The organism is Azospirillum sp. HJ39 (genome assembly GCF_041507355.1).
Taxonomy (GTDB): Bacteria; Pseudomonadota; Alphaproteobacteria; order Azospirillales; family Azospirillaceae; genus Azospirillum; species Azospirillum thiophilum.
This window is the reverse complement of record NZ_CP167911.1, coordinates 53,610-74,825: the sequence shown is the minus strand read 5'-3', so window position 1 is coordinate 74,825 and position 21,216 is coordinate 53,610. Positions and strand designations below refer to the sequence as shown.

The window sequence follows — 21,216 nt, the reverse complement described above, 5'->3', positions numbered from 1 at the left end:
GCGAAGAAATCCGCCCGGCCCGCTCCGGTGGTAAACCGGATGGGGCCGGGCGAACCGAACAGGTTACAGCTCGCGAGCGATTTCTTCGATCTCGAAGGCTTCGATCTGGTCGCCGGCCTGGATGTTGTCGTAATTCTCGAAGGCCATACCGCACTCGTAACCCTCGCGCACTTCCTTGACTTCGTCCTTGAAGCGCTTGAGCGTCTTGAGCGTACCCTCGTGGATGACGACGTTGTCGCGCAGCAGGCGGACGCCGGCGCCACGCTTGACGGTGCCCTGCGTGACCATACAGCCGGCGACCTTGCCGACCTTGGTGATGTTGAACACCTCGCGGATGGTCGCGTAGCCGATGAAGCGTTCCCGCAGCGTCGGAGACAACAGACCGGTCAGCGCCGCCTTCACATCGTCGATCACGTTGTAGATGATCGAGTAGTAGCGGATTTCCACGCCGTCGCGCTTGGCGAGGTCGCGGGCCTGCGGGTTGGCACGGACGTTGAAGCCGATGATCATCGCGTTGGAGGCATTCGCCAGCGTGATGTCGGACTCGTTGATCGCACCGACCGAGTTGTGCAGGACGCGGACCTTGACCTCGGTGTTCTCGGCCGTGAGCTTCTCCAGCGAGCTGGCGATTGCTTCGATCGAGCCCTGCACGTCGCCCTTGATGACGACCGGCAGTTCCTTGGCCTCGCCGGCCTGGATGCGGCTGAACATGTCCTGCAGCGAACCGCGGGCCGAGGCCGCCACCGCCGCTTCGCGCTTCTTGCGCTGGCGGAACTCGGCGATCTCGCGGGCACGGGCCTCGGACTCGACGACGGTGAAGTCGTCGCCGGCCATCGGCGTGCCGTTCAGGCCCAGGACCTCGACAGGGACGGCCGGGGCCGCCTCGTTGACGGTCTGGCCGCGGTCGTTGATCAGGGCGCGGACACGGCCCCATTCGGACCCGGTGACGAACACGTCGCCGACCTTCAGCGTGCCGCGCTGGACCAGCACGGTGGCGACCGAACCGCGGCCACGCTCCAGCTTCGCCTCGATGACGACGCCTTCGGCGGCACGGTCGGGGTTGGCGCGCAGCTCCAGGATTTCGGCCTGCAGGAGGATGGCCTCCTCCAGCTTGCTCAGGTTGCGCTTGGCCTTCGCCGACACCTCGACGTCGAGCACGTCGCCGCCCATCTCCTCGACCACCAGCTCGTGCTGGAGCAGTTCCTGGCGGACGCGCTCCGGCTTGGCATCCGGCAGGTCGCACTTGTTGATGGCGACGATGATCGGAACCTTGGCCGCCTTGGCGTGACGGATGGCCTCGATCGTCTGCGGCATGACGCCGTCGTTCGCGGCGACCACCAGCACGACGACGTCGGTGACGTTGGCGCCGCGGGCACGCATCTCGGTGAAGGCGGCGTGACCCGGCGTGTCGATGAAGGTGATCTTCGCACCCGACTCCAGCTGCACCTGATAGGCGCCGATGTGCTGGGTGATGCCGCCGGCCTCGCCCGACACCACGTCGGTCTGGCGAAGCGCGTCGAGCAGCGAGGTCTTGCCGTGGTCGACGTGGCCCATGATCGTGACGACCGGGGGACGGGCGATCAGGACCGCACCCTCTTCCTCGGTTGCACGCAGGCCGATCTCGACGTCGGACTCCGAGACGCGGCGGACACGGTGGCCGAACTCGGTGATCAGCAACTCGGCGGTGTCGGCGTCGATGGTCTGGTTGATCGTCGCCATCACGCCCATGCGCATCAGCGACTTGATGACGTCGGCACCGCGCTCGGCCATACGGTTGGCGAGTTCCTGGACCGTGATGACTTCCGGCAGCACGACGTCGCGGGTGACCTTCGCCGTCTCCTGGCGGCTCATCTGGCGCAGACGCTCGCGTTCGCGGGCACGGCGGACGGCGGCCAGCGACCGGGTGCGGTCGCTGCCGTCGTCGCTGAGCGCCTGCGACACGGTCATCTTGGAGCCCTTGCGGCGGTCGGCGCCGACCGGAGCCTTGGCGGCGGGGCGGGCCGGCGCGGCCTTGGCGGGGGCGCCGCTGCGTCCGCCCTTGCGGCGGTTGTCCTCTTCCTCCTCGACGGCACGGGCAGGCGGCGCACCGGCGCCGGGCTGCGGCCGGCCGGGAGCGGCCTCGGCGGCGGGGCGGGCGGAAGCGGCGCCGCCGGGGCGCTGGTCGGTCCCCGAACGGGTGCCGGCCGGACCCGGACGCGCACCATCGCGGCCGGCACCGTCACGGGCACCGTCACGGCGGGGTGCCGGCTCGGCGTCGCGACGCTTGGCCTCCTCGGCTTCCTTGCGTTTGGCCTCTTCCTCCTTGCGGCGGCGTTCGGCCTCCTCGGCGATCTTGCGCTCCTCCTCCTGGATGGCACGCATCTCGTCCAGCTCGCGCTGGCGCAAGGTATCGGCGTCGAGGATGACGGGCGGCATATCCGGCTCGGCCGTCGCGGGAGCGTCGGCGGAGACTGGAGCGGAGGCTTCGGCGGGCGGCGGTTCGCTGGCGGCGCGCTCGGCCGCTTCCGCGGCACGGGCTTCGGCGCGGGCCGCTTCTTCCTCGGCCTCGACGCGGCGCTGTTCTTCGAACGCAGCGGCGCCACGAAGTGCGCGCAGGCGCGATTCCAGCTCTTCACGGGTCAGTTGGCGCCCAGCAGGGGCACTGCCGCCGCGGGGCCGTTGGCCCGACGCACCGCGGATGGGCAGCCCCTGGGCGGCCTGACGGGCGGCAGCGCCGCCATCGGCCACGCCGGGGACGGCGCCCTTTTCAACATGACGCTTGCGCTTGACCTCTACGGTCACCGGTTTGGACCGGCCATGGGAGAAGCTCTGCCGGACCTGGGTCTCGACCGGCTTCTTCGACTCCAGCTTTCCTTTGCCGGCGCCGGAGTTGAGGTGCAAGACTTTCTTCTGGTCCTGGTCGTTGCTGTCGGTCATCGGTTCCCGAATGGTCAGACGTTACATCGCAGGCCGGCCGGCCGAATCGCCGACTCCCAAGCCCTTATCAAAATCCTGTTGCCCTTGGGGACCCTTCAGCCCCCTCAGGCGTGCCGCATCGCGAGCCAGCCCAACGGCCAGCCTGCCCCGCGCCACCACTGCATGCACCGCATGATCGCGTCCGAGCGCCGCGGCCAAGGCCGAGGACACGAACAGATCAATTACCGGCAGCGACGGCGCAAGCGCCGTCACCTTGCCACGCTGGTCCAGCGAGCCGTCGGCGGCCTCGACCAGCAGGGCCGGCGGGGGACCCGCACGGCCGACCTGGTTGGCCTTCAACGCCTCGCGCACCTTCTCGTACCCAGCCAGGACGTGGCCGGCACGGCGGGCAAGGCCCAATCCGTGCAGACAGCGCCGTTCCAACAGCCGTTCCAGCCTTTCGGCGAGATCGGGCGGTACCTTGACCGCCCGTCGTGCCGCCTTGGCGAAAACGGACTTGCCCATGGCCTTCGCCAGGGCATCCCGGTCGGCCGTGACCCAAAGGCCGCGGCCTGGCAGACGTTCCTCCAGGTCGGGAACCACCTCGCCGTCGGGGCCGATCACGAAGCGGATCATGCCTTCCTTCGGCCCGACCGTGCCCGACGCGATGCAGCGGCGCAAAGGCCCCTTCTCGTCATCGGCCGGCAGGTGGTCCATCCCGGGACCTTCGTCCTGCGCCAATTCCTCATCCGGCACCGCATCCGCGGCGGCGGTCGGTGTCCGTTCGTCGTTCCGTTCGGTCATCCGATCGTCATCCGCTCGCGCGGTCCCAAATCATCGTTCCAGTCGGCGGCGGATCCAACCGGCATCCAAGCCGGTCAGGCCTGCGCGCCGTGCCCGTCACCCTTGCCGTCGACGGCCGGAGCCGCGGCGGCGGCGTCACCGCCCTGTTCCTCACCCTCGAACCAGTGGGCGCGCGCGGCCATGATGATCGCGTTCGCCTCCTCTTCCGACGGAGCATCCTTGGCGCCGTCCTTGCCCAGGATCTCGACCAGCTCGTCGCCGGCCAGATCGGCCAGGTCGTCCAGCGTCTTGACGCCGTTCTCGCCCAGCTTCACCAGCTGCATGGCGGAGAAGCCGGTCAGCTCGGCAACGATGTCCTCGACGCCCAGCTCCAGCCGGCGCTCGTTCGCCTGCTCGTCCTGCACTTCCAGGAAGGCGAGTGCGCGCTGCTTCAACTCGTCGGCGACCGACTCGTCGAAGCCTTCGATCTCCGCCAGTTCCTCGGTCTCGACGAAGGCTATCTCCTCGACCGAGGTGAAACCTTCGGCGACCAGCAGGTGGGCGATCACGTCGTCCACGTCCAGCGCCTTCATGAACAGGCCGGACCGGTTGTGGATCTCCTCCGAACGGCGCTCCGACTCCTCCTGTTCGGTGAGGATGTCGATGTCCCAGCCGGTCAGCATCGAGGCGAGGCGCACATTCTGGCCGCGGCGGCCGATGGCCAGCGACAGCTGGTCGTCGGGCACCACCACCTCGATGCGGTGGTTGTCGTCGTCGAGCACGACCTTGGCGACCTCGGCCGGGGCGAGCGCGTTGACGACGAAGGTCGCCGCCTCGCCCGACCACGGGATGATGTCGATCTTCTCGCCCTGCAGCTCGCCGACGACCGCCTGGACCCGGCTGCCGCGCATGCCGACGCAGGCGCCGACCGGATCGATCGAGCTGTCGTTGCTGTGCACGGCGATCTTGGCGCGCGAGCCGGGATCGCGGGCGACCGCCCTGATCTCGATGATGCCGTCGTAGATCTCCGGCACTTCCTGGGCGAACAGCTTCGCCATGAACATGGGATGCGTGCGCGACAGGAAGATCTGCGGACCGCGCGGCTCCTCGCGGACATCGTAGATGTAGGCGCGGACGCGGTCGCCGTTCTTGAAATGCTCGCGCGGCAGCAGCTCGTCGCGGCGCAGGATCGCCTCGGCGCGGCCCAGATCGACGGTGACGTTGCCGTACTCGACGCGCTTGACCAGACCGTTGACGATCTCGCCGTTGCGGTCCTTGTACTCGTTGAATTGGCGCTTGCGCTCGGCGTCGCGCACCTTCTGCACGATCACCTGCTTGGCGGTCTGGGCGGCGATGCGGCCGAAATCGATCGGCGGCAGCGGGTCGACCAGGAAATCGCCGAGCTTGGCGCCCGGCTTGCGGCGCAGGGCGTAGGGCAGGGTGACCTGCGTCGCCTCATTCTCCACCGCCTCGACCACCTCCAGGTGGCGGGTCAGATGGATGTCGCCGGTCTTGCGATCGATGCGGGCGCGGATGTCGTGCTCATGGCCGTACTTGGAGCGGCCGGCCTTCTGGATCGCCTGTTCCATCGCCTCCAGGACTTCGTCCCGGTCGATGTTCTTTTCGCGGGCGACCGCGTCAGCGACTTGCAGCAGTTCCATCCGTTACACTTCCTGAGTCGGTCTTGCGTGATGCCGGTCTTGCGTAATGTCCGGTCGGGTCGGCGGGCGGGCGGGGGTCGCCGGGCGTCCTGGCTGGGCGTCCTGGCGGCTGGCCGTCAGTTCTGCGGACCCTCCTGCTGCTCCTGGCTGGCGCGGATCAGTTCGTCCGTCAGAACCAGCTTGGCGCGCAGGATGTTGTCGAACTCCAGCCGAGCGGCTCCCTGTTCGGTGTCGATGCACACGAGGCCGTCATCGACGCCCTTCAGCATGCCCTTGAAACGTTTGCGGCCATCGGCGGCCTGTCGGGTTTCCAGCCGGGCTTCGAAACCGGCGAAACGCTCGAAATCCTTCAGACGGGTCAGCGGCCGGTCGATGCCGGGCGAGCTGACCTCCAGCGTGTAGGCCTCGCGGATCGGGTCTTCCACATCCAGCAGGGCGGAAACGGAACGGCTGATGTCGGCACAATCCTCGACAGTCATGGGCGCGCCGTCGGCGCGCTCCGCCATGATCTGGAGAATCGACCGCTGGCCGCCGGAGATCTGTACGCGCACGACCTCATAGCCCATGGCTTCGACTGACGGCGTGATGATCTGTTCGATGCGACCTGTAGCGTCCATTCCACCTGACCTGAGCCTGCGGCCGGGATCGAACCGGACGGGGCTTTTTACAACGTTGGGTTTACGAAGCGTACGGTGCCGCACGCTGATAAAAAAATAAGTGGGCAAAAGCCCACCCGCAAAGCGTCTCGCCGGCCCGGTTGCCCGGGCCGCCGATCCGTATGGGTTCTCAGAGGGTGAATATAGTCATTCCAGCCGATGCCGCAAGCCTTTTCCGGATGGATCGTGTCGGTGCCGGGAAACGCAAGCGGGACGGGTGGATTTTCAGCCGCGTGGCCGGCGGACGAAGCGCATGAAGACCGGGCTGCGGCCGGCGGCGATGGCCTTTTCCTCGTAGCGGGTTGCTGGCCAGTCGTCGGGGCGGATGCGCCAGTCGGACGGGCGGCGCGCCGTCCATTCGAAATCGGGGTGCTTGACGGTGTGTTCGAGCATCCAGCGCACCAGCCCCATGTCGTCGCTGGCCAGCCGCAACTCGGCCCCGTCCTTCAGCACGCGGGCCAGCCGCGGCAGGTTCTCCGGCCCGATGAAGCGGCGGTCGGCGTGGCGCTTCTTCGGCCAGGGGTCGGCGAACAGCACGAAGGCGCGGCCGATGGAGGCGTCGGGCAGGGCGTCCAGCAGCGGCCGGGCATCGTCCGGCAGGACGCGCACATTGCGCAGGTCCCCGTCCTCGACCATGCCCAACAGGCCGGCGATGCCGTTGAGGAAGGGTTCGGCGCCGACGATGCCGATATCCGGATGGTGTCCGGCCTGCCAGGCGAGGTGATGGCCCATGCCGAAGCCGATCTCCAGCCAGACCTCCCGTTTCGGGCCGTCGAACAGAGCGGCCGGATCCAGCCGGTCGCCCGGCTTCGGGACCGGAATTTCCAGCCGGGGCAGCAGATCCTCGATCAGGCTCGTCCGGCGCTTGCGCAGGGGGCGTCCTTTGCGCCGGCCGAACAGGCGGTTTCCGGTGTCGGTCTGCGGGGATTCGTCGTTCGGTCGGTCGGTTTTGCTGTCGGTCATGGCGATCGGTAGGGGCGGTTTGAAGAGGGTGGCAGCGGAAAACGGGCCTGCATAAAAAGACAGCGGAGGCCGTTTCCGGCCCCCGCTGTCCCGTTCAGGTCCGTGATCCGTCGGATCGGACGGTCAGAAGGCGCCGCGCAGGGCCTCGACCAGATCGGTCCTCTCCCACGAGAAGCCGCCGTCGGCCTCCGGCTCGCGGCCGAAATGGCCGTAGGCGGCGGTGCGGGCGTAGATCGGCCTGTTCAGTCCCAGATGCGTGCGGATGCCGCGCGGGGACAGATCGACCAGCTGCTGCAGCACGTCGGACAGACGGTCCTCGTCGACCTGACCGGTGCCGTGGGTATCGACATACACCGACAGCGGCTTCGACACGCCGATGGCGTAGGAAACCTGGATCGTGCACTTCTCCGCCAGTTCCGCCGCGACGACGTTCTTGGCGAGGTAGCGGGCCGCGTAGGCGGCCGAACGGTCGACCTTGGTCGGATCCTTGCCGGAGAAGGCGCCGCCGCCATGCGGGGCCGCGCCGCCGTAGGTGTCGACGATGATCTTGCGGCCGGTCAGGCCGGCGTCGCCGTCTGGGCCGCCGATGACGAAACGGCCGGTCGGGTTGACGTAGAGGTTCGGCGCATCGCACATCCAGCCTTCCGGCAGGCAGTTGACGATGTGCGGCAGCACGATCTCACGCACCGCGTCCTGCTCCAGCCCCTCGGCGTGCTGGGTCGACAGCACGATGGCGGTGGCGCGGGTCGGCCGGCCGTCGACATACTGCAGGGTGACCTGGCTCTTGGCGTCCGGGCCCAGCTGGGGAGCGGCACCGGAATGGCGCGCCTCGGCCAGCGACTTCAGGATCGCATGCGAGTAGTAGATCGGGGCAGGCATCAGCGCCGGGGTCTCGCGGCAGGCATAACCGAACATGATGCCCTGGTCGCCGGCACCCTCATCCTTGTTGCCGGCGGCGTCGACGCCGACGGCGATGTCCGCGGACTGGGAATGGACGAAGCACTTGACGTCCATCTTCTCCCAATGGAAGCCGTCCTGCTCGTAGCCGATGTCCTTCACCGCGGCGCGGGCGACCTCGACCAGTTGATCGGCCTTGATGCTGTCGGGCCCGCGGACTTCACCGGCCAGGACGACCTGGTTGGTGGTCGCGAGCGTTTCGACGGCCACGCGGGCATGCGGGTCGTGCGAGAGATACAGATCGACGATGGCGTCCGAAATGCGGTCGCACACCTTGTCGGGATGGCCCTCCGACACGGATTCGCTGGTGAAGACGTAGTTCAGCTTTGCCACGGGAAACCTCGGCATTCGGCGGCACGCTATTTCATGAGCCGAAACGGCAGACCGGTACAGCGGCCGCAGACACCGGTCCAAAACCGGTTTTGACAAGGAATCCGGCCGGGGTCAAGCGGACTACCGGCGGTAGGGCTTCGAACCGATCAGCATAGCACCACACGAAGGGGGAGCGCAGTCGTGCCGCGCCATCCCCCTTTCGGCGGTGTCACATGCCGTGCGGCAGGGGCAGGCGTTACTCGGCGGCTTCCGCGACGGCAGCGCTGGCGACGGCCTTGGTCAGTTCGAACAGGCGCTTGCGCACCGACGGATCGCTGATCTTGTAATAGGCGCGGACCAGTTCCAGCGTCTCGCGCTTGGCCATCGGATCCGGCTCGTAGGCGCCGGCGGAGCGCTCTTCGGTCGCACCCGACTCATCCTCGTCGTCGACGCGGGCGGATGCCGCCTCGACCGGCATGTCGTCGAAGAAGAAGGAGACCGGCACATCCAGGACGCGGCTCAGGTCGAACAGGCGCGATGCGCCGATGCGGTTGGCGCCGCGCTCGTACTTCTGCACCTGCTGGAAGGTGAGGCCGATGGCCTCGCCCAGCTTCTCCTGGCTCATGCCGAGCAGCGTACGGCGAAGACGGACGCGGGATCCGACATGCACGTCGATGGGATTCGGCTTTCCGGTCTTCGGACGGCCGGCGCCCGCACGGCGCCCGCGCGGCGCTCCAGTTTCAGTCTGCATCTCGTTTATCCCTGTATAGGTTGTGCAACCTAGTTACGACATATCCACGTATGCAGTCAAGCCCGCTCCGGTCGACCCGGATACACGAGTTTTTCCACAGGTGGTGGGCGGATTGCCCGCAATGTTGCGTCAACGGTGATATCGCGAGGCCAAGGCCATCAAAAAACAGCCAAGAAGCACTATGCCGAAAATCCAATCTCCCATACGGGCATAGGCTGTGGCTCCATCAGGAGCTTTCGGAAACGTGGTATCGATGAATCCTCTCTCACCCAGACCGAGCAATTGTCGCACACGCCCGTACGCGTCGACCAGACCGGAAATACCCGTATTGGCCACCCGCACCAGCGGCAGCCCTTCTTCGACCGCACGGACCTGATTGATGGCGAAATGCTGGTGCGGGCCGGCGGTGCGGCCGTACCAGGCGTCGTTTGTCAGGTTCAGCAACCATTTCGGCCGGTCGGTGCCGTCCACCACTGCGCCTGGAAAGATGCTCTCATAGCAGATCAGCAGGCTGACCGGCGGCAGGCCGGCCAGATGGAGCGTGCGGGGACCGGGACCGGCCGAGAACTCCGCCCCGTTGCCGGCGATGGCCCCCACCGGCAGCCAGCGGCGCAACGGCATGTACTCTCCGAAGGGAACCAGATGGAACTTGTCGTAATCGGCGACCACCGCACCGCTGCCGTCCACCGCCACCATGCCGTTGTAATAGCGCCGCTCGCCGTCGGCGCCGACATTGGTGCGCGGGGCCCCGGTGATCAGCAACCCGCCCGGCGGCGTGACGGAGGCCATCGCCTGTCGCACCCGCGCATCATCCTCGACGAAAAAGGGAACGGCGGTTTCCGGCCAGATGATGAGGTTGGGCGGCGGGGCCGAGGGGTCCGCCGGCGGCGCGGCGGACAGGGCAAGGTGGCTCTGGAAGTTCTGGACCCGCTCGTTCGGTGCCCATTTCAGCCGCTGGTCGATGGCAGCCTGGACGAGCCGCAGCCGCAGGCCCGGTACCGGCTCGTCGACCGCGCCGGCCAGCCTCCAGGCTCCCCAGCCGCCCAATACCGCCAGCAGCGCCATCCCGGCGGCAATGCCGGCCCAGGCGCGGCGCGGTGTCGTGCCGGGGTCGGGCAGGGCGGCCGGCAGGGCGGCGACCAGCACGGTCACCAGCGTCAGCCCGTAGATGCCGACCAGCGATGCGGTCTGCAGCACCGGCAGCACCCCGACCCAGCCATAGCCGATCAGGTTCCAGGGGAAACCGGTGAAGACATGGCCGCGCAGCCATTCCCACAGGCACCAGCAGGCGGCGAACAGGACCGGCCGTGCCAGCCCGCTGCCGAAGCCGCGCCGGCGCATCAGGTGAAAGGTCAGGGTGGCGCCGCCAGTGAACATCGCCAGCAGGATCGGCAGCCCGACGGCAGACAGCGGCAACGCCCACCAGAAGCGCTCGATGTCGGTGAACAGGGCGGCGCTGATCCAATAGAGTCCCAGCAGGTGATGGCCGAAGCCGAAGAACCAGCCGACCGCGAAGGCGCCTTTCCTCGTCTCGATGCCGTCCAGCAGCCAGATCAGTCCCGGAAAGACGATCAGCAGCAGCGGCAGGGCATCGGCCGGCGGCAGGGCGAAGGTCGCAAGCCCGCCCAGCGCGGCTGCGGCGGCCAGCCGGCGCCAGCCGGTCAGCGCAGCCAGACGCGCGGAGACGCGGCCCAGCCGGGCCGGGACGGGCAGCGTTTCGGTGACGGTCAAGGCGGAAACTCCGGCTGCGGCAGGGGCGGGCGGCGCCATAGGTAATGCGGCCGACCAGGGGCGCCAAGGCCGATGTCGGCGGGGCTGCGTTGCCGAAGGGGAGTGGCATCGAGAGACGAGTGGGGCAACGCCAGCCGACGCCGGATTCTCGCCGCCCCACCCCGATTCCTAGACCGCTTCCGTCAGTTCCTTGCTGTTTGCCGGAACATTGTGGACGCGCAGGCGCTTCAGGCGGCGGGAGTCGGCGTCGATGATCTCGAACTCCAGGCCTGACGGATGGACCAGACGTTCGCCAGGTCCCGGCACGCGGCCGGCGATGGACACCACCAGGCCGCCGAGCGTGTCGATGTCCTCGCGTTCCTCTTCGGTCAGGACGGGGCCGACGCGGGATTCGAAATCCTCGATGGGCAAGCGGGCATCGGCGATCAGGCTGCCATCCGGGCGCTGGACCAGCCGTGGCGCAGCCGCTTCGTCATGCTCGTCCTCGATCTCGCCGACGATCTCCTCCACCAGATCCTCGATGGTGACGAGGCCGTCTATGCCGCCGAACTCGTCCACCACCAGCGCCATGTGCTGGCGGGTCTGGCGCATCTGCACCAGAAGGTCGAGCACGAGCATGGAGGGGGCGACGATCTTCGCCTCGCGGATGATGCCGGTCAGGTCGGGATTGTTGCGCAGACCCTCCGGCGAGACGGCCTGTTTCGCCAGCAGGGTCAGCACATCCTTGATGTGGATGAAACCGACCACGTCGTCCAGCGTCTCGCGGAACACCGGCAGGCGGGAATGGCCCTCTTCGGCGACGCGCTGGACCAGGGTGGGGAAGGGAGTGTCGATCTCGACGGCGACGATATCGGCGCGCGGCACCATCACGTCGGCGACCGTGCGGTCGCGCAGCTTGAGGATGTTGGTCAGCAGCGCCCGCTCGCCGGAGGCCAGCGAATCCTCGCCGTCCTCGCTCGCGGCACCGTCCAGGCCGGCGATCAGCTCTTCGATCGTGCCACGCAGGGATGTGTCCTCGCGGCCGCCCCAGACGGTGCGGAGCCACCCCTTGAACAGGTGGCCCAGGGAATGGTCTTCGGCCCCGTGGTCATCACGGGGCGTGCGACTGTCGGATATCTCGCTCATCGGTCCGGCGGTTGGTGGTTGTCGGCATAGGGGTCGGCGATCCCGAGGGTGGCAAGCAGCCGGGTTTCCAGCGCCTCCATCTCCTCGGCCTCGTCGTCCGTCTCGTGATCATAGCCCAGCAGATGCAGAACGCCATGCATCACGAGATGGGTCATGTGGTCTTTGAAGTTTTTCCGCTGTTCGGATGCTTCGCGCGCAATCGTTTCATAGGCCAGGATGATGTCGCCCAGCATGACGGGCATGCCGTCTTCGGGCTCCGGTTCCTCCGCTTCGGTCAGGGCGAAGGACAGGACGTTGGTCGGCTTGTCCTTGCCACGATACTCGCGGTTCAGCCTGTGGACCAGTTCATCGTCGGCGAGAACGATCGACAGCTCGGCCGGTCCCTCCTCGTCATCGTAGGCGGCGCCCAGTGTGGCGAGCGCCGCGCGTTCGGCCAGCCAGTCGGCATCCTCCGCCCAGGCACCGGCTTCACGTGAAACAGTGATATCGACGGCGCTGGTCATTTCGGATCCCCAACGGCCTCTGTCTCATCAGCGATCGTTCCGCTATCCGATCCGGCATTCGCCCCGGTCCGGCGGGCCTGCCTGCGTGTCGCCTCGCGGGCGTCGGCCTGATCGTAGGCACGGATGATGCGGGCGACCATCGGGTGGCGGACGACGTCGGCGTCGGTGAAGCGGACGAAGCGCACGCCTTCCACCCCGCGCAGGATCTCCATCGCGTCGCGCAGGCCCGACCGGGTGCCGGACGGCAGGTCGATCTGCGAGATGTCGCCGGTGACGACCATCCGTCCGCCTTCGCCGAGGCGCGTCAGGAACATCTTCATCTGCATCGGCGTGGTGTTCTGCGCCTCGTCCAGGATGACAAAGGCGTTGCCCAGCGTCCGGCCGCGCATGAAGGCCAGCGGCGCGATCTCGATCTCGCCGGATTCCAGCCGCTTCTTCACCTGCTCCGCCGGCAGCATGTCGTGCAGTGCGTCATAGAGCGGACGCAGGTAAGGATCGACCTTTTCCTTCAGGTCTCCGGGCAGGAAGCCGAGCCGCTCGCCCGCCTCCACCGCCGGGCGTGACAGCACGATGCGGTCGACCTGACCGGTGGTGAGCAGTGCCACCGCCTGGGCCACTGCCAGATAGGTCTTGCCGGTGCCGGCCGGGCCGAGCCCGAAGACCAGCTCGCTTTCGGCCAGGGCCTGGAGATAGGCGGCCTGGGTGGGCGACCGCGGGGTGATCGGCCCGCGCCGGCGGGTGCGCAGCGCGATCTCCGCCCGGATGACGGTCGCCTGCTGGCCGGCAGCGCGCGGCTCTTCGCCGCCCGGGGCGGCGGCAAGGACGGGCGCGGCGTTCGCCATGCGGACGGCACCGTCGACCTCGCCGCTGTCGATGGTCTGGCCGCGGGTCAGCCGCACATAGAGGCCGTTCAGCGCCGCCTGCGCCGTTTCGGCGGCATCGGGCGGGCCGGAGATCGTCAGGGTGTTGCCGCGGGAAATCAGCGACACGCCGAGAAGGGATTCGATGCGCGCGAGGTGGCGGTCATGCTCCCCGTACAGCATCGGCAGCAGCCGGTTGTCGTCGAATTGAACGTCGATACGCCGTTCGGGCAGACCGTTCAAGCGCTGGCCTCCAGAGGTTGGGCGGGCGGGAAGGAAGGGGTCCGGGGCAAAGAGGCGGTGGTGAACTCGCCGGTCGCCACGGTGCCGGCCATGCTGTTGGCGAGCGCGGCATCGACCCGCACCTCGACGATGCGGCCGAGCAGCCGTTCGTTCGCCTCGGCATGGACCGACTGCATCCAGGGGCTGCGGCCGAGCAATTGGCCGTCGCGGCGTCCGATGCGGTCGAACAGGACCGGCACGCTGCGGCCGATGAAGCCATGGTTGAAGGCGACCTGCTGCGCGTTCAGCAACTGCTGCAGCGCCGACAGGCGGGCCTCCTTCACATCCTCCGGCAGCTGCCCGCCGTCGACCGCCGCCGGGGTGCCCGGACGCGAGCTGTATTTGAAGGAATAGGCCTGGGCATAGCCGATGTCGCTCACCAGCTTCAGCGTCGCGGCGAAGTCGGCGTCGCTCTCGCCGGGGAAGCCGACGATGAAGTCGCCGGACATCGCCAGATCGGGCTTGGCCGCGCGCAGCCGGTCGACCAGCCGGCGGTAGTCGTCGGCGGTGTGCTTGCGGTTCATCGCAGCCAGGATGCGGTCGGATCCGGCCTGTACCGGCAGATGCAGGTAGGGCATCAGCTGCGGCACCTCGGCATGGGCGCGGATCAGGTCGTCGGCCATGTCGCGGGGGTGCGAGGTGGTGTAGCGGATGCGCTCCAGCCCGTCGATCTCCGCCAGTTCGCGGATCAGCCGGCCAAGCCCCCAGCTCGACCCGTCCGGCCCGTCGCCGTGCCAGGCGTTGACATTCTGGCCCAGCAGATTGATCTCGCGGGTGCCGCTGGCGACCAGCCGCCTCGCTTCCACCAGGATCTGCGCGGCCGGGCGGGAGAACTCCGCCCCGCGGGTGTAGGGCACCACGCAGAAGGTGCAGAACTTGTCGCAACCCTCCTGCACCGCGAGGAAGGCCGACACGCCCTGGCTCGCCGTCTCCTCCGGCAGGAAGTCGAACTTGGATTCGGCGGGGAAGTCGGTGTTCAGCACGCTGCCGGCCGCGCGGCTGGCCTTGGCCACCATCTCCGGCAGGGTGTGGTAGGTTTGCGGGCCGAAGACCATGTCGACGAAGGGCGCGCGCGCCACGATCTCCTCGCCTTCGGCCTGGGCGACGCAGCCGGCGACCGCCAGGATCATCCGGCCGTCCTCGGCCTCCGCCTTGCGGTCCTTCATCCGGCGCAGCCGGCCCAGTTCGGAGAAGACCTTCTCGGCCGCCTTCTCGCGGATGTGGCAGGTGTTCAGGATCACCATGTCGGCGCCGTCCGGCTCATCGACCGGCCGGTAGCCCAGCGGTGCCAGGACGTCCGCCATGCGGGCGGAGTCATAGACGTTCATCTGGCAGCCCCAGGTCTTGATGAACAGCTTCTTGGTCAACCCGCACCCTTCCGCTCTGAACCAAAACGAATAGCGCGCTCACGATGATGCGTGGCGCGCGGCACGCCGTCCGACCGGCGTCGCTCCTGGAGAGATGGTATCGCGTGTGGGGCGAATCGAGTCAATCCCGCTTCGCCCCCAGGCATTTCGCAATCCGAACCTTTCCGCGATCCGGAACCGTCACGCCGCGCCGGCCTGCAGCCCGCCATGCCAGAACCAGTCGGTCCGGACCCGGTCAGTCCACACTCGCTCCGTCCCCGTCCGGTTGAACAGCATGCCGAAAGGGGCGCCGGTGTCTCCGCCCAGGACCGGAGCGGAACCGGCCATCGGCCGGTCGAGCGTGTCGGTCCTGAGAGGCTGGCCGATCATGCCGGTGGCGCCGGCGAGCGCGCCGTCGACCAGTTCCAGCGCCAGCAGCCGGTTCATGTCGACCGGACCCGGCATCTCCATGCCCAGCGTCAGGGCGCGGGAGAAGCCGAACCGCTCGTAATAGGGGGCGTCGCCGACGAGGATGACCGACTGGTGGCCCAGGGCCACCGCCTTGTTCAGGCTCATCCGGATCAGCTTGCTGCCCAGCCCGCTGCCTTGCAGGTGCGCGGCGACCGCGATGGGACCGAGCAGGATGGACTGGGTGGTGTCGCCGACCTGGATCGGCCAGTACCGGATGGTGCCCACCACCACCTCGCGCCCATGCTCGTCATGCTCGATGGCGACAAGATTGAGGGCGGGGATGGAGTCGACGCCGTCACGCAGCCGGTAGGCGGTTTTGGTGAAGCGATCGGGACCGAAGGACGCATCCAGCAGGGCTTCGATGGCGGCGGCGTGCTTCGGCTCTTCGACGGTGATGATCATGCGTTGGGCTCCCGGCGGGAAGAAGGTCTTCTCAGAAGGCTTCTGAAGGGCGGATCGCGCCGCCGCCGGAAGGCCGGGGTGTCAGGTCCCCGTTGTGCCTTTGGCGTTCGCACGCGACCCAAGGACGGCCGCAACCGCGATGCGCGGTGCGAGGCTCCGTCGTCGGATGCGAAGGGCGTGCGAACGAGACATGGACAAGGCACTTCGGCCGTTGCTGGGACTTGCGCATATATCATCGTCGTCCCCCTGTCGCAAGACCGTGCAGACCCGAAGACTGTGCATGACTGTATCCATCGCAGTGCGTGGATGTCGCAGGATTGTCCGGCCGGGTTCTGGACAGTCCGGATGGGCGACCTTATTCTGCGGAGAGTCGTCGCCCGGCCCTCCCGGACTCCTCCGGGAACCCCTTGCCGCTGGCCCGTTCCCGGCCGGCGCCGTTCATCGGATCGCCCGCCATGTATACCGCCGTCACCAACGACATCCGCGTCACCGTCCAGCCAATGTTCCTGGAAGACCAGTCCGCCCCGGCGGAGGGGCGTTTCGTCTGGGCCTACCATGTCCGCATAGAGAATGAAGGCAACGAGACGGTGCAGCTGCGCACCCGCCATTGGCGCATCACCGACGCCATGGGGCGCGTGCAGGAGGTGCGGGGTCCGGGCGTCGTCGGCGAGCAGCCGGTGCTGGAGCCGGGCGAGCATTTCGAATACACCAGCGGCACGCCGCTCGGCACGCCGTCAGGCATCATGGCCGGCAGCTACGGGATGGAAGGGGCGGGCGGCCGTGCCTTCGACGTGACGATCCCTGCCTTCTCCCTCGACAGTCCGCACCAGCCGATGCGCTTGAACTGACGCGCCCGGACCGCGGCGTCGCGAAAAGGGCCGGAGCCGGACCGGCCCTTGAGCCGGACAGATAATACAATAGAATGCGTGTATATCTAGAATTATTCAACAGCCGGCTTTGACAAGCCGCATGGCTGTCCGTACCTTGAAGGCGGTGGGAGCAGAACCATCTTGGGACTCCCGAAAGGCGGGGGTTACCCGTTCAGCTTACGAGCCCGACAGTTTATGAGCCGGGGGATTTGATCCGCCAAAGGCCCGGCTCCGTACTGACGTCACACAAGGATGGGCGTTTTGCGCGATTGCCGCCGGCCTGCGCAGGATGCCGACCAGTTATGGACCAGGTATGGAAAGGATGTCTCCCGTGACGGCTACCAAGACCCCGCTCGTCGACAACGTGCTTCGCGGCCTCGGACGGCCCCGCTCCGAGACGCCCGCTGTCGTCCGTCCGTCCCGCGCGGAAGCGGAGGAGGCGGTGCGTACCCTGATCCGTTGGGCCGGCGACGACCCGACGCGCGAGGGGCTGGTCGGCACACCGGACCGGGTCGCCCGCTCCTATGAGGAGTTCTTCGCCGGCTACGGCATCGACCCGGTGGAGATCCTGTCGCGCACCTTCGAGGAAACCGACGGCTACGACGAGATGGTCGTGCTGCGCGATATCCGGGTGGAATCCTATTGCGAGCACCACATGGTGCCGATCATCGGCAAGGCGCATGTCGCCTATCTGCCGCGCCGCCGCGTCGTCGGCATCTCCAAGCTGGCGCGGCTGGTCGAGGCCTATGGCAAGCGCCTGCAGATCCAGGAGAAGATGACCGCCCAGATCGCCAACACCATCGACGAGGTCCTCCAGCCCGAGGGGGTCGCCGTGGTGGTCGAGGCGCAGCACCAGTGCATGACCACCCGCGGCATCCACAAGACCGGCGTCACCATGGTGACCAGCCGAATGCTCGGCGCCTTCCGCACCGACCCTTCCACCCGCCGTGAATTCCTGACCATGATCGGCAACCCGTCTTCCCGCGGGATGGAGTGATCCCTTATCCACGGCTGCCGATGCCGGGGGAGGCTTTACACTCCCAACCGGCCCTGCCAAGCTCCCGCCGCGATTCATCGGCGGACGGGTGCTGGGCATGGCGGCGAAGGTGACACCGGCGGTCAATGCGGCGAAGGCGGCGGGCGTCGCCTTCCGGCTGATGGAGTATGAGTACGACCCGTCGGCCGACGCCATCGGCCTGCATGCGGCCGAGGCGCTCGGGCTCGACCCCGCCATCGTCTACAAGACGCTGATCGTCCAGCTGGAACCCAAGGCGCTGGCCTGCGCCGTCATCCCGGTCGCGGCCAAGCTGGACCTGAAGGCGATCGCCGCGGCGGCCAAGGCAAAGAAGGCCGACCTTGCGGACCCGGCGCTGGCGGAAAAGACCACCGGCTTCCTGGTCGGCGGCATCAGCCCGCTCGGCCAGAAGAAGGCCTTGCCGACCTTCATCGACCGGAGCGCCGAAGACTTGGCGGAAATGGTGGTGAATGGCGGCCGGCGCGGCCTGCAGATCGTGCTGGCGCCCGCCGATCTTGCTGGAATGACGAAAGCGATGGTCTGCGCCATTGTCGCTCATTAGAGTCTGTCAGGTTCTTAATTGAAGCACCTGACAGACTCTAGCTTTTTGATTTTCCGTGTGATTCACGGTTCAAGCCATTCCGCTTGAACCGCTCGCACTCTAGGCATCGCTGCGAAAACCGAGTGGTGACCCCGGCAGGAGGGGTTCATCCTTGGCGCAATATGCGTTGGAAACACTGAATGCATTGGTAGCAGGGGCCGGATCGTGGTACGAATGTGCCATTCTCGTGTGCCACTTTGAGCGCTCCAATGGCAAAGCCCGTCAAGCACCTCTATCAGCGACAAGGGTACTGGTGGTACCGCAAGGTCGTACCCAACGATGTGCGTGCTGACTTTCCTAAGACGGACCTTCGCGGCTCCCTTGGCACGCAGGAGAAGCGGGAGGCGGAACGGCTGTTGCATATCAAGCTAGCCGAACTGGACGCCGAGTTTGAAGCAGTCCGTGCTGCCCGTAGGAAGGCCGCTGATGCGCTTGAAGAAGAGGCGCGTAGGGTCGCAGCAGAAAAGCAGTTCCTTGAATCCACGGCCTTTGTAGAGGCTGTCAAGGCGGTCAATTCTACCGCCCGCAGCATGGTCGATGTGATGGAGGATGGAGATCATCATTGGCTGCGCACCCCCACGTATGAAGAAGCGGCGGCGCTGGTAGACGAGAAAGGTCTCTCCCTTTCGTCGCCCGACCGTGAGACGCTGATTCAAAGCGTGATGAGACAAGCCATCATTAATGAGGAAGATACCGCTGAAAATGTTTTGGCGCTGATTGACGACGCGATTGCGCAGAACAGATATGAACGTGCGCATAGCACCAGCTTCATCGTGGGTCATCATGAGGACGGAGAGCCGCGTTTTGTAATTCCCGAACGGTTTGTCATTCCGGTCCGAGATTGCCTGATCAAGTTGCTTGATGCTGAAGAAAAAACGTTGTGGGCAAAGAGATCCGCTATTCTAGATCGTTCTAGCGATGATCTGTGTAGAAAAGGTAATGGTATACTTTCTTTGATGGATGATTGGAAACGAGAAAAGAGCGTCAAGGAAAAGACGATCATCGAAGCAAAGAAAGCAATTCGTCTTTTTGAACAGGTAAACGGCCCGCTACCATACGACGACGTTACGAAGGAACATGTGCTTGCATTCAAGAACCACCTAATCAGTCTAGATCAAGCATCTGCTACCAAAGCAAAGTCTTGGACGCTTCTGAACACGATATTCAAGACTGCAATGGGGAATAGTCGCGTTCAGGTTAACCCGTTTCAAGAGGTTACGTTCTCCCCGCCAAATGACAGCAAGCGACGGGATGACTTCACTCCAGATGATCTTAAGGATATTTTCGGGGTTCTGCCGAACCGTTCAAAAGATTGGTGGCTGTTCCGTATCTGCCTCTACACCGGAGCACGGCTTGGTGAAATCCACCAGATGACGGCGGACGACATAAAAAAAGAGGGTGGAGTACTATACTTCAACCTAACGGATGAAGGTGAAAAAAGTCTAAAGACAGCAAGTTCCTACCGAAAGGTACCTGTACATCAGCAGTTAATTTCTGATGGAATTGAGGATTTCGTTCCATCGGAAGGACCGATGTTTGGAGGAAGGCACGCTGCTGCTTCGCAGAGACTAAACAGAGTTATTGATAGGGCTGGCATTACCGACGAGTCGAAGACATTTCACTCTCTGCGACACACTTTCAAGAGTGCTTGTCGCGCAGCGGGTCTGGATGAAGACACTCACGACCGATTTACCGGACACAAAAGCAGCCATGTGGGACGGAGCTACGGCAAGCACTCTATCCCCAGCATGAAAGCGGCTATCGACAAGGTGCAGTTCGGGATCGAAGGGGGCTGACCTCCGATCCCAAAACATTTTCATCGCCTGTCGGTGAAGCCCGGCGGAGTCATGTCACCATTGAGTTTGCCAGCGATTTGAAGCCGGTCAATGGCGGCTTCAAGCCCTTCACTGAGGGGCTGGAAGACAGGCATTCCGTCCGGTCCTTTCCGGGTAGGCGAGTAACGACGTGCCTTTGGTCGGGCCATGATGGCTTTGCGCAGGTTGCGGTAATTCATTCCGCACCTCGCTTACCCTTGGGAAGGAGCGTCAGAGCCGCTGCAATGGCCGCTGGTGAAGTTCGGTCAATCCAGCCTGCGTTTCCTCTGGCAATCTTTCCAAGCGTATGGGAGACACCTGCACGCCGTCCTACTATGACTCCTTGTGACTTTGGTATGATGCCGATGGCTTCGCACCATTTGATCCGAGTGCCATTGGCGTTGAAGGATGCATCGGGATCGATGCCTTTAAGCAGATATTTGAACGACCCAAGTCGCTGATTCGGGTGGTAATGGTACTTTGGCTGCTTCCTCCACTTGTCGTCTTGGACCTTTGCAGTGGCATGATTGCCATTGAACCCTGGTACGAGACTGTTCAAAACATTTTGAAATTCAAAGAAGTGTTCAAACGGGATGTGAACTGCGACGTGGGTGTTTATGCCAAGTTTATTCCCAATCTCTGACGTGTACAGGTAAGCGAGAGGGATGTTTCGGGCAGACAACCACTTGCGCAGTTTACGGGCAAAGGCCTCTTGTTTGTTGGAAATTTGATCATCGGTCCAATCCTGTGTCTTAGACCATGAAATAGCAAGGTATACGGTAAACGGGGTGCCAGTGTATTCGGCGTACGCGAAAGCATTTACGAGCGAAATAACAGAGTCGATGCTGATTGCATCGGTCTTAACAGGGGACATTCAAATCCTTGTGTTGTAAAAGGCAGCGTATCTCGCACGGGTAATGCCGTGGGGATGGTATGAATAACAATACGGGATGTTCTTAATACTGATCCGGCAGCAGCACAGACAATAACGTGCTGTTCCGCCACGATCTTTCCCGGCTAACGCAGGGCGAAAATCGTCAACGTTTCGGATGCAGTATAAGGGGGGAGTCCGCCATAAACGACAGACGAACAGATATATGGGGATTGCCAGACCCGGTTTCAAGGGGTGACTGGCATGTTTTTGCTGAAAGAATGGGGATGGTAACGAAATCGGTGATGGGGCAGCCAGTCGCAAGCACGTATGCAGACACCATGGATT

19 protein-coding genes are annotated in these 21,216 nt (G+C 65.4%); 4 read left to right on the top strand and 15 right to left on the bottom strand.

What is annotated here, in order from left to right; all coding sequences use genetic code 11:
- Positions 1 to 63 precede the first annotated feature (63 nt).
- From infB to ABMY26_RS13735, 13 genes are all read right to left on the bottom strand, one after another.
- The gene (infB, locus tag ABMY26_RS13795) at positions 64 to 2,916 is read right to left on the bottom strand and encodes a translation initiation factor IF-2 (RefSeq protein WP_372397845.1); all 2,853 of its coding nucleotides are present in this window, start codon (positions 2,914 to 2,916) and stop codon (positions 64 to 66) included.
- A gap of 21 nt (positions 2,917 to 2,937) precedes the next feature.
- On the bottom strand, positions 2,938 to 3,699 hold the full coding sequence (locus ABMY26_RS13790) for an RNA-binding protein (protein ID WP_372397844.1): 762 nt from the start codon (positions 3,697 to 3,699) through the stop codon (positions 2,938 to 2,940).
- Positions 3,700 to 3,773: 74 nt separating this feature from the next.
- Positions 3,774 to 5,339 (bottom strand): transcription termination factor NusA, encoded by a 1,566-nt coding sequence (gene nusA, locus ABMY26_RS13785; protein ID WP_045581298.1) that lies wholly within the window; start codon positions 5,337 to 5,339, stop codon positions 3,774 to 3,776.
- A 116-nt stretch (positions 5,340 to 5,455) separates the two neighbouring features.
- Positions 5,456 to 5,956 (bottom strand): ribosome maturation factor RimP, encoded by a 501-nt coding sequence (gene rimP / locus ABMY26_RS13780; protein WP_372397843.1) that lies wholly within the window; start codon positions 5,954 to 5,956, stop codon positions 5,456 to 5,458.
- Between the two features lie 264 nt (positions 5,957 to 6,220).
- Complete coding sequence (locus tag ABMY26_RS13775) at positions 6,221 to 6,958, bottom strand: tRNA (guanosine(46)-N(7))-methyltransferase TrmB (protein WP_372397842.1); 738 nt, start codon at positions 6,956 to 6,958, stop codon at positions 6,221 to 6,223.
- A 123-nt stretch (positions 6,959 to 7,081) separates the two neighbouring features.
- Positions 7,082 to 8,263, bottom strand: coding sequence for a methionine adenosyltransferase (gene metK / locus ABMY26_RS13770; protein WP_372397841.1), 1,182 nt, complete (start codon positions 8,261 to 8,263; stop codon positions 7,082 to 7,084).
- A 220-nt stretch (positions 8,264 to 8,483) separates the two neighbouring features.
- Positions 8,484 to 8,978 (bottom strand): helix-turn-helix domain-containing protein, encoded by a 495-nt coding sequence (locus tag ABMY26_RS13765; RefSeq protein ID WP_045581294.1) that lies wholly within the window; start codon positions 8,976 to 8,978, stop codon positions 8,484 to 8,486.
- A 129-nt stretch (positions 8,979 to 9,107) separates the two neighbouring features.
- Positions 9,108 to 10,709, bottom strand: a complete 1,602-nt coding sequence (gene lnt / locus ABMY26_RS13760) for an apolipoprotein N-acyltransferase (RefSeq protein WP_372397840.1) — start codon at positions 10,707 to 10,709, stop codon at positions 9,108 to 9,110.
- Between the two features lie 168 nt (positions 10,710 to 10,877).
- Positions 10,878 to 11,834, bottom strand: coding sequence for a hemolysin family protein (locus ABMY26_RS13755; RefSeq protein ID WP_372397839.1), 957 nt, complete (start codon positions 11,832 to 11,834; stop codon positions 10,878 to 10,880).
- Positions 11,831 to 12,337 carry an rRNA maturation RNase YbeY gene (gene ybeY / locus ABMY26_RS13750; RefSeq protein WP_372397838.1) on the bottom strand — a complete coding sequence of 169 codons (507 nt, stop codon included), beginning with the start codon at positions 12,335 to 12,337 and terminating at the stop codon, positions 11,831 to 11,833. Before ybeY ends, ABMY26_RS13755 begins: the two co-directional genes overlap by 4 nt.
- Positions 12,334 to 13,440 carry a PhoH family protein gene (locus ABMY26_RS13745; RefSeq protein ID WP_372397837.1) on the bottom strand — a complete coding sequence of 369 codons (1,107 nt, stop codon included), beginning with the start codon at positions 13,438 to 13,440 and terminating at the stop codon, positions 12,334 to 12,336. The genes ybeY and ABMY26_RS13745 overlap by 4 nt, the downstream gene beginning before the upstream one ends.
- Positions 13,437 to 14,846: a tRNA (N6-isopentenyl adenosine(37)-C2)-methylthiotransferase MiaB gene (miaB, locus tag ABMY26_RS13740; RefSeq protein ID WP_372397836.1), complete on the bottom strand. Its 1,410-nt coding sequence runs from the start codon at positions 14,844 to 14,846 to the stop codon at positions 13,437 to 13,439. Before miaB ends, ABMY26_RS13745 begins: the two co-directional genes overlap by 4 nt.
- Positions 14,847 to 15,026: 180 nt before the next feature.
- The gene (locus ABMY26_RS13735; protein ID WP_372397835.1) at positions 15,027 to 15,698 is read right to left on the bottom strand and encodes a GNAT family N-acetyltransferase; all 672 of its coding nucleotides are present in this window, start codon (positions 15,696 to 15,698) and stop codon (positions 15,027 to 15,029) included.
- 455 nt (positions 15,699 to 16,153) lie between these two features.
- Between ABMY26_RS13735 and apaG the strand changes: the two genes are divergently transcribed.
- The 4 genes from apaG (at position 16,154) to ABMY26_RS13715 (ending at position 19,979) form a co-directional block, all read left to right on the top strand.
- Positions 16,154 to 16,546, top strand: coding sequence for a Co2+/Mg2+ efflux protein ApaG (gene apaG, locus ABMY26_RS13730; protein ID WP_045581288.1), 393 nt, complete (start codon positions 16,154 to 16,156; stop codon positions 16,544 to 16,546).
- Between the two features lie 385 nt (positions 16,547 to 16,931).
- The gene (folE, locus tag ABMY26_RS13725) at positions 16,932 to 17,564 is read left to right on the top strand and encodes a GTP cyclohydrolase I FolE (RefSeq protein WP_372399010.1); all 633 of its coding nucleotides are present in this window, start codon (positions 16,932 to 16,934) and stop codon (positions 17,562 to 17,564) included.
- Positions 17,565 to 17,661: 97 nt separating this feature from the next.
- Positions 17,662 to 18,144, top strand: a complete 483-nt coding sequence (gene ybaK / locus ABMY26_RS13720; RefSeq protein WP_372397834.1) for a Cys-tRNA(Pro) deacylase — start codon at positions 17,662 to 17,664, stop codon at positions 18,142 to 18,144.
- Between the two features lie 248 nt (positions 18,145 to 18,392).
- Entirely contained in the window at positions 18,393 to 19,979 is a 1,587-nt protein-coding gene (locus tag ABMY26_RS13715) for a DUF6538 domain-containing protein (protein WP_372397833.1), read from the top strand.
- Positions 19,980 to 19,999: 20 nt separating this feature from the next.
- On the opposite strand, the gene ABMY26_RS13710 is transcribed toward ABMY26_RS13715, so the two are convergent.
- Together ABMY26_RS13710 and ABMY26_RS13705 are read right to left on the bottom strand one after the other, a co-directional pair.
- Positions 20,000 to 20,197, bottom strand: coding sequence for a hypothetical protein (locus tag ABMY26_RS13710; RefSeq protein WP_372397832.1), 198 nt, complete (start codon positions 20,195 to 20,197; stop codon positions 20,000 to 20,002).
- Positions 20,194 to 20,871: a hypothetical protein gene (locus tag ABMY26_RS13705; RefSeq protein ID WP_372397831.1), complete on the bottom strand. Its 678-nt coding sequence runs from the start codon at positions 20,869 to 20,871 to the stop codon at positions 20,194 to 20,196. The genes ABMY26_RS13710 and ABMY26_RS13705 overlap by 4 nt, the downstream gene beginning before the upstream one ends.
- Positions 20,872 to 21,216 lie beyond the last annotated feature (345 nt).

What these genes read in the sequence shown, in the direction of transcription:
- ABMY26_RS13715 (WP_372397833.1), top strand. Translation starts at nt 18,393, where the DNA reads ATGGCAAAGCCCGTCAAGCACCTCTATCAGCGACAAGGGTACTGGTGG.
- nusA (WP_045581298.1), bottom strand. Translation starts at nt 5,339, where the DNA reads ATGGAACTGCTGCAAGTCGCTGACGCGGTCGCCCGCGAAAAGAACATC.
- ABMY26_RS13790 (WP_372397844.1), bottom strand. Translation starts at nt 3,699, where the DNA reads ATGACCGAACGGAACGACGAACGGACACCGACCGCCGCCGCGGATGCG.
- ABMY26_RS13705 (WP_372397831.1), bottom strand. Translation starts at nt 20,871, where the DNA reads ATGTCCCCTGTTAAGACCGATGCAATCAGCATCGACTCTGTTATTTCG.
- apaG (WP_045581288.1), top strand. Translation starts at nt 16,154, where the DNA reads ATGTATACCGCCGTCACCAACGACATCCGCGTCACCGTCCAGCCAATG.
- ybaK (WP_372397834.1), top strand. Translation starts at nt 17,662, where the DNA reads ATGGCGGCGAAGGTGACACCGGCGGTCAATGCGGCGAAGGCGGCGGGC.
- infB (WP_372397845.1), bottom strand. Translation starts at nt 2,916, where the DNA reads ATGACCGACAGCAACGACCAGGACCAGAAGAAAGTCTTGCACCTCAAC.
- ABMY26_RS13775 (WP_372397842.1), bottom strand. Translation starts at nt 6,958, where the DNA reads ATGACCGACAGCAAAACCGACCGACCGAACGACGAATCCCCGCAGACC.
- ybeY (WP_372397838.1), bottom strand. Translation starts at nt 12,337, where the DNA reads ATGACCAGCGCCGTCGATATCACTGTTTCACGTGAAGCCGGTGCCTGG.
- metK (WP_372397841.1), bottom strand. Translation starts at nt 8,263, where the DNA reads ATGCCGAGGTTTCCCGTGGCAAAGCTGAACTACGTCTTCACCAGCGAA.
- ABMY26_RS13765 (WP_045581294.1), bottom strand. Translation starts at nt 8,978, where the DNA reads ATGCAGACTGAAACTGGAGCGCCGCGCGGGCGCCGTGCGGGCGCCGGC.
- rimP (WP_372397843.1), bottom strand. Translation starts at nt 5,956, where the DNA reads ATGGACGCTACAGGTCGCATCGAACAGATCATCACGCCGTCAGTCGAA.
- ABMY26_RS13755 (WP_372397839.1), bottom strand. Translation starts at nt 11,834, where the DNA reads ATGAGCGAGATATCCGACAGTCGCACGCCCCGTGATGACCACGGGGCC.
- ABMY26_RS13710 (WP_372397832.1), bottom strand. Translation starts at nt 20,197, where the DNA reads ATGAATTACCGCAACCTGCGCAAAGCCATCATGGCCCGACCAAAGGCA.
- ABMY26_RS13735 (WP_372397835.1), bottom strand. Translation starts at nt 15,698, where the DNA reads ATGATCATCACCGTCGAAGAGCCGAAGCACGCCGCCGCCATCGAAGCC.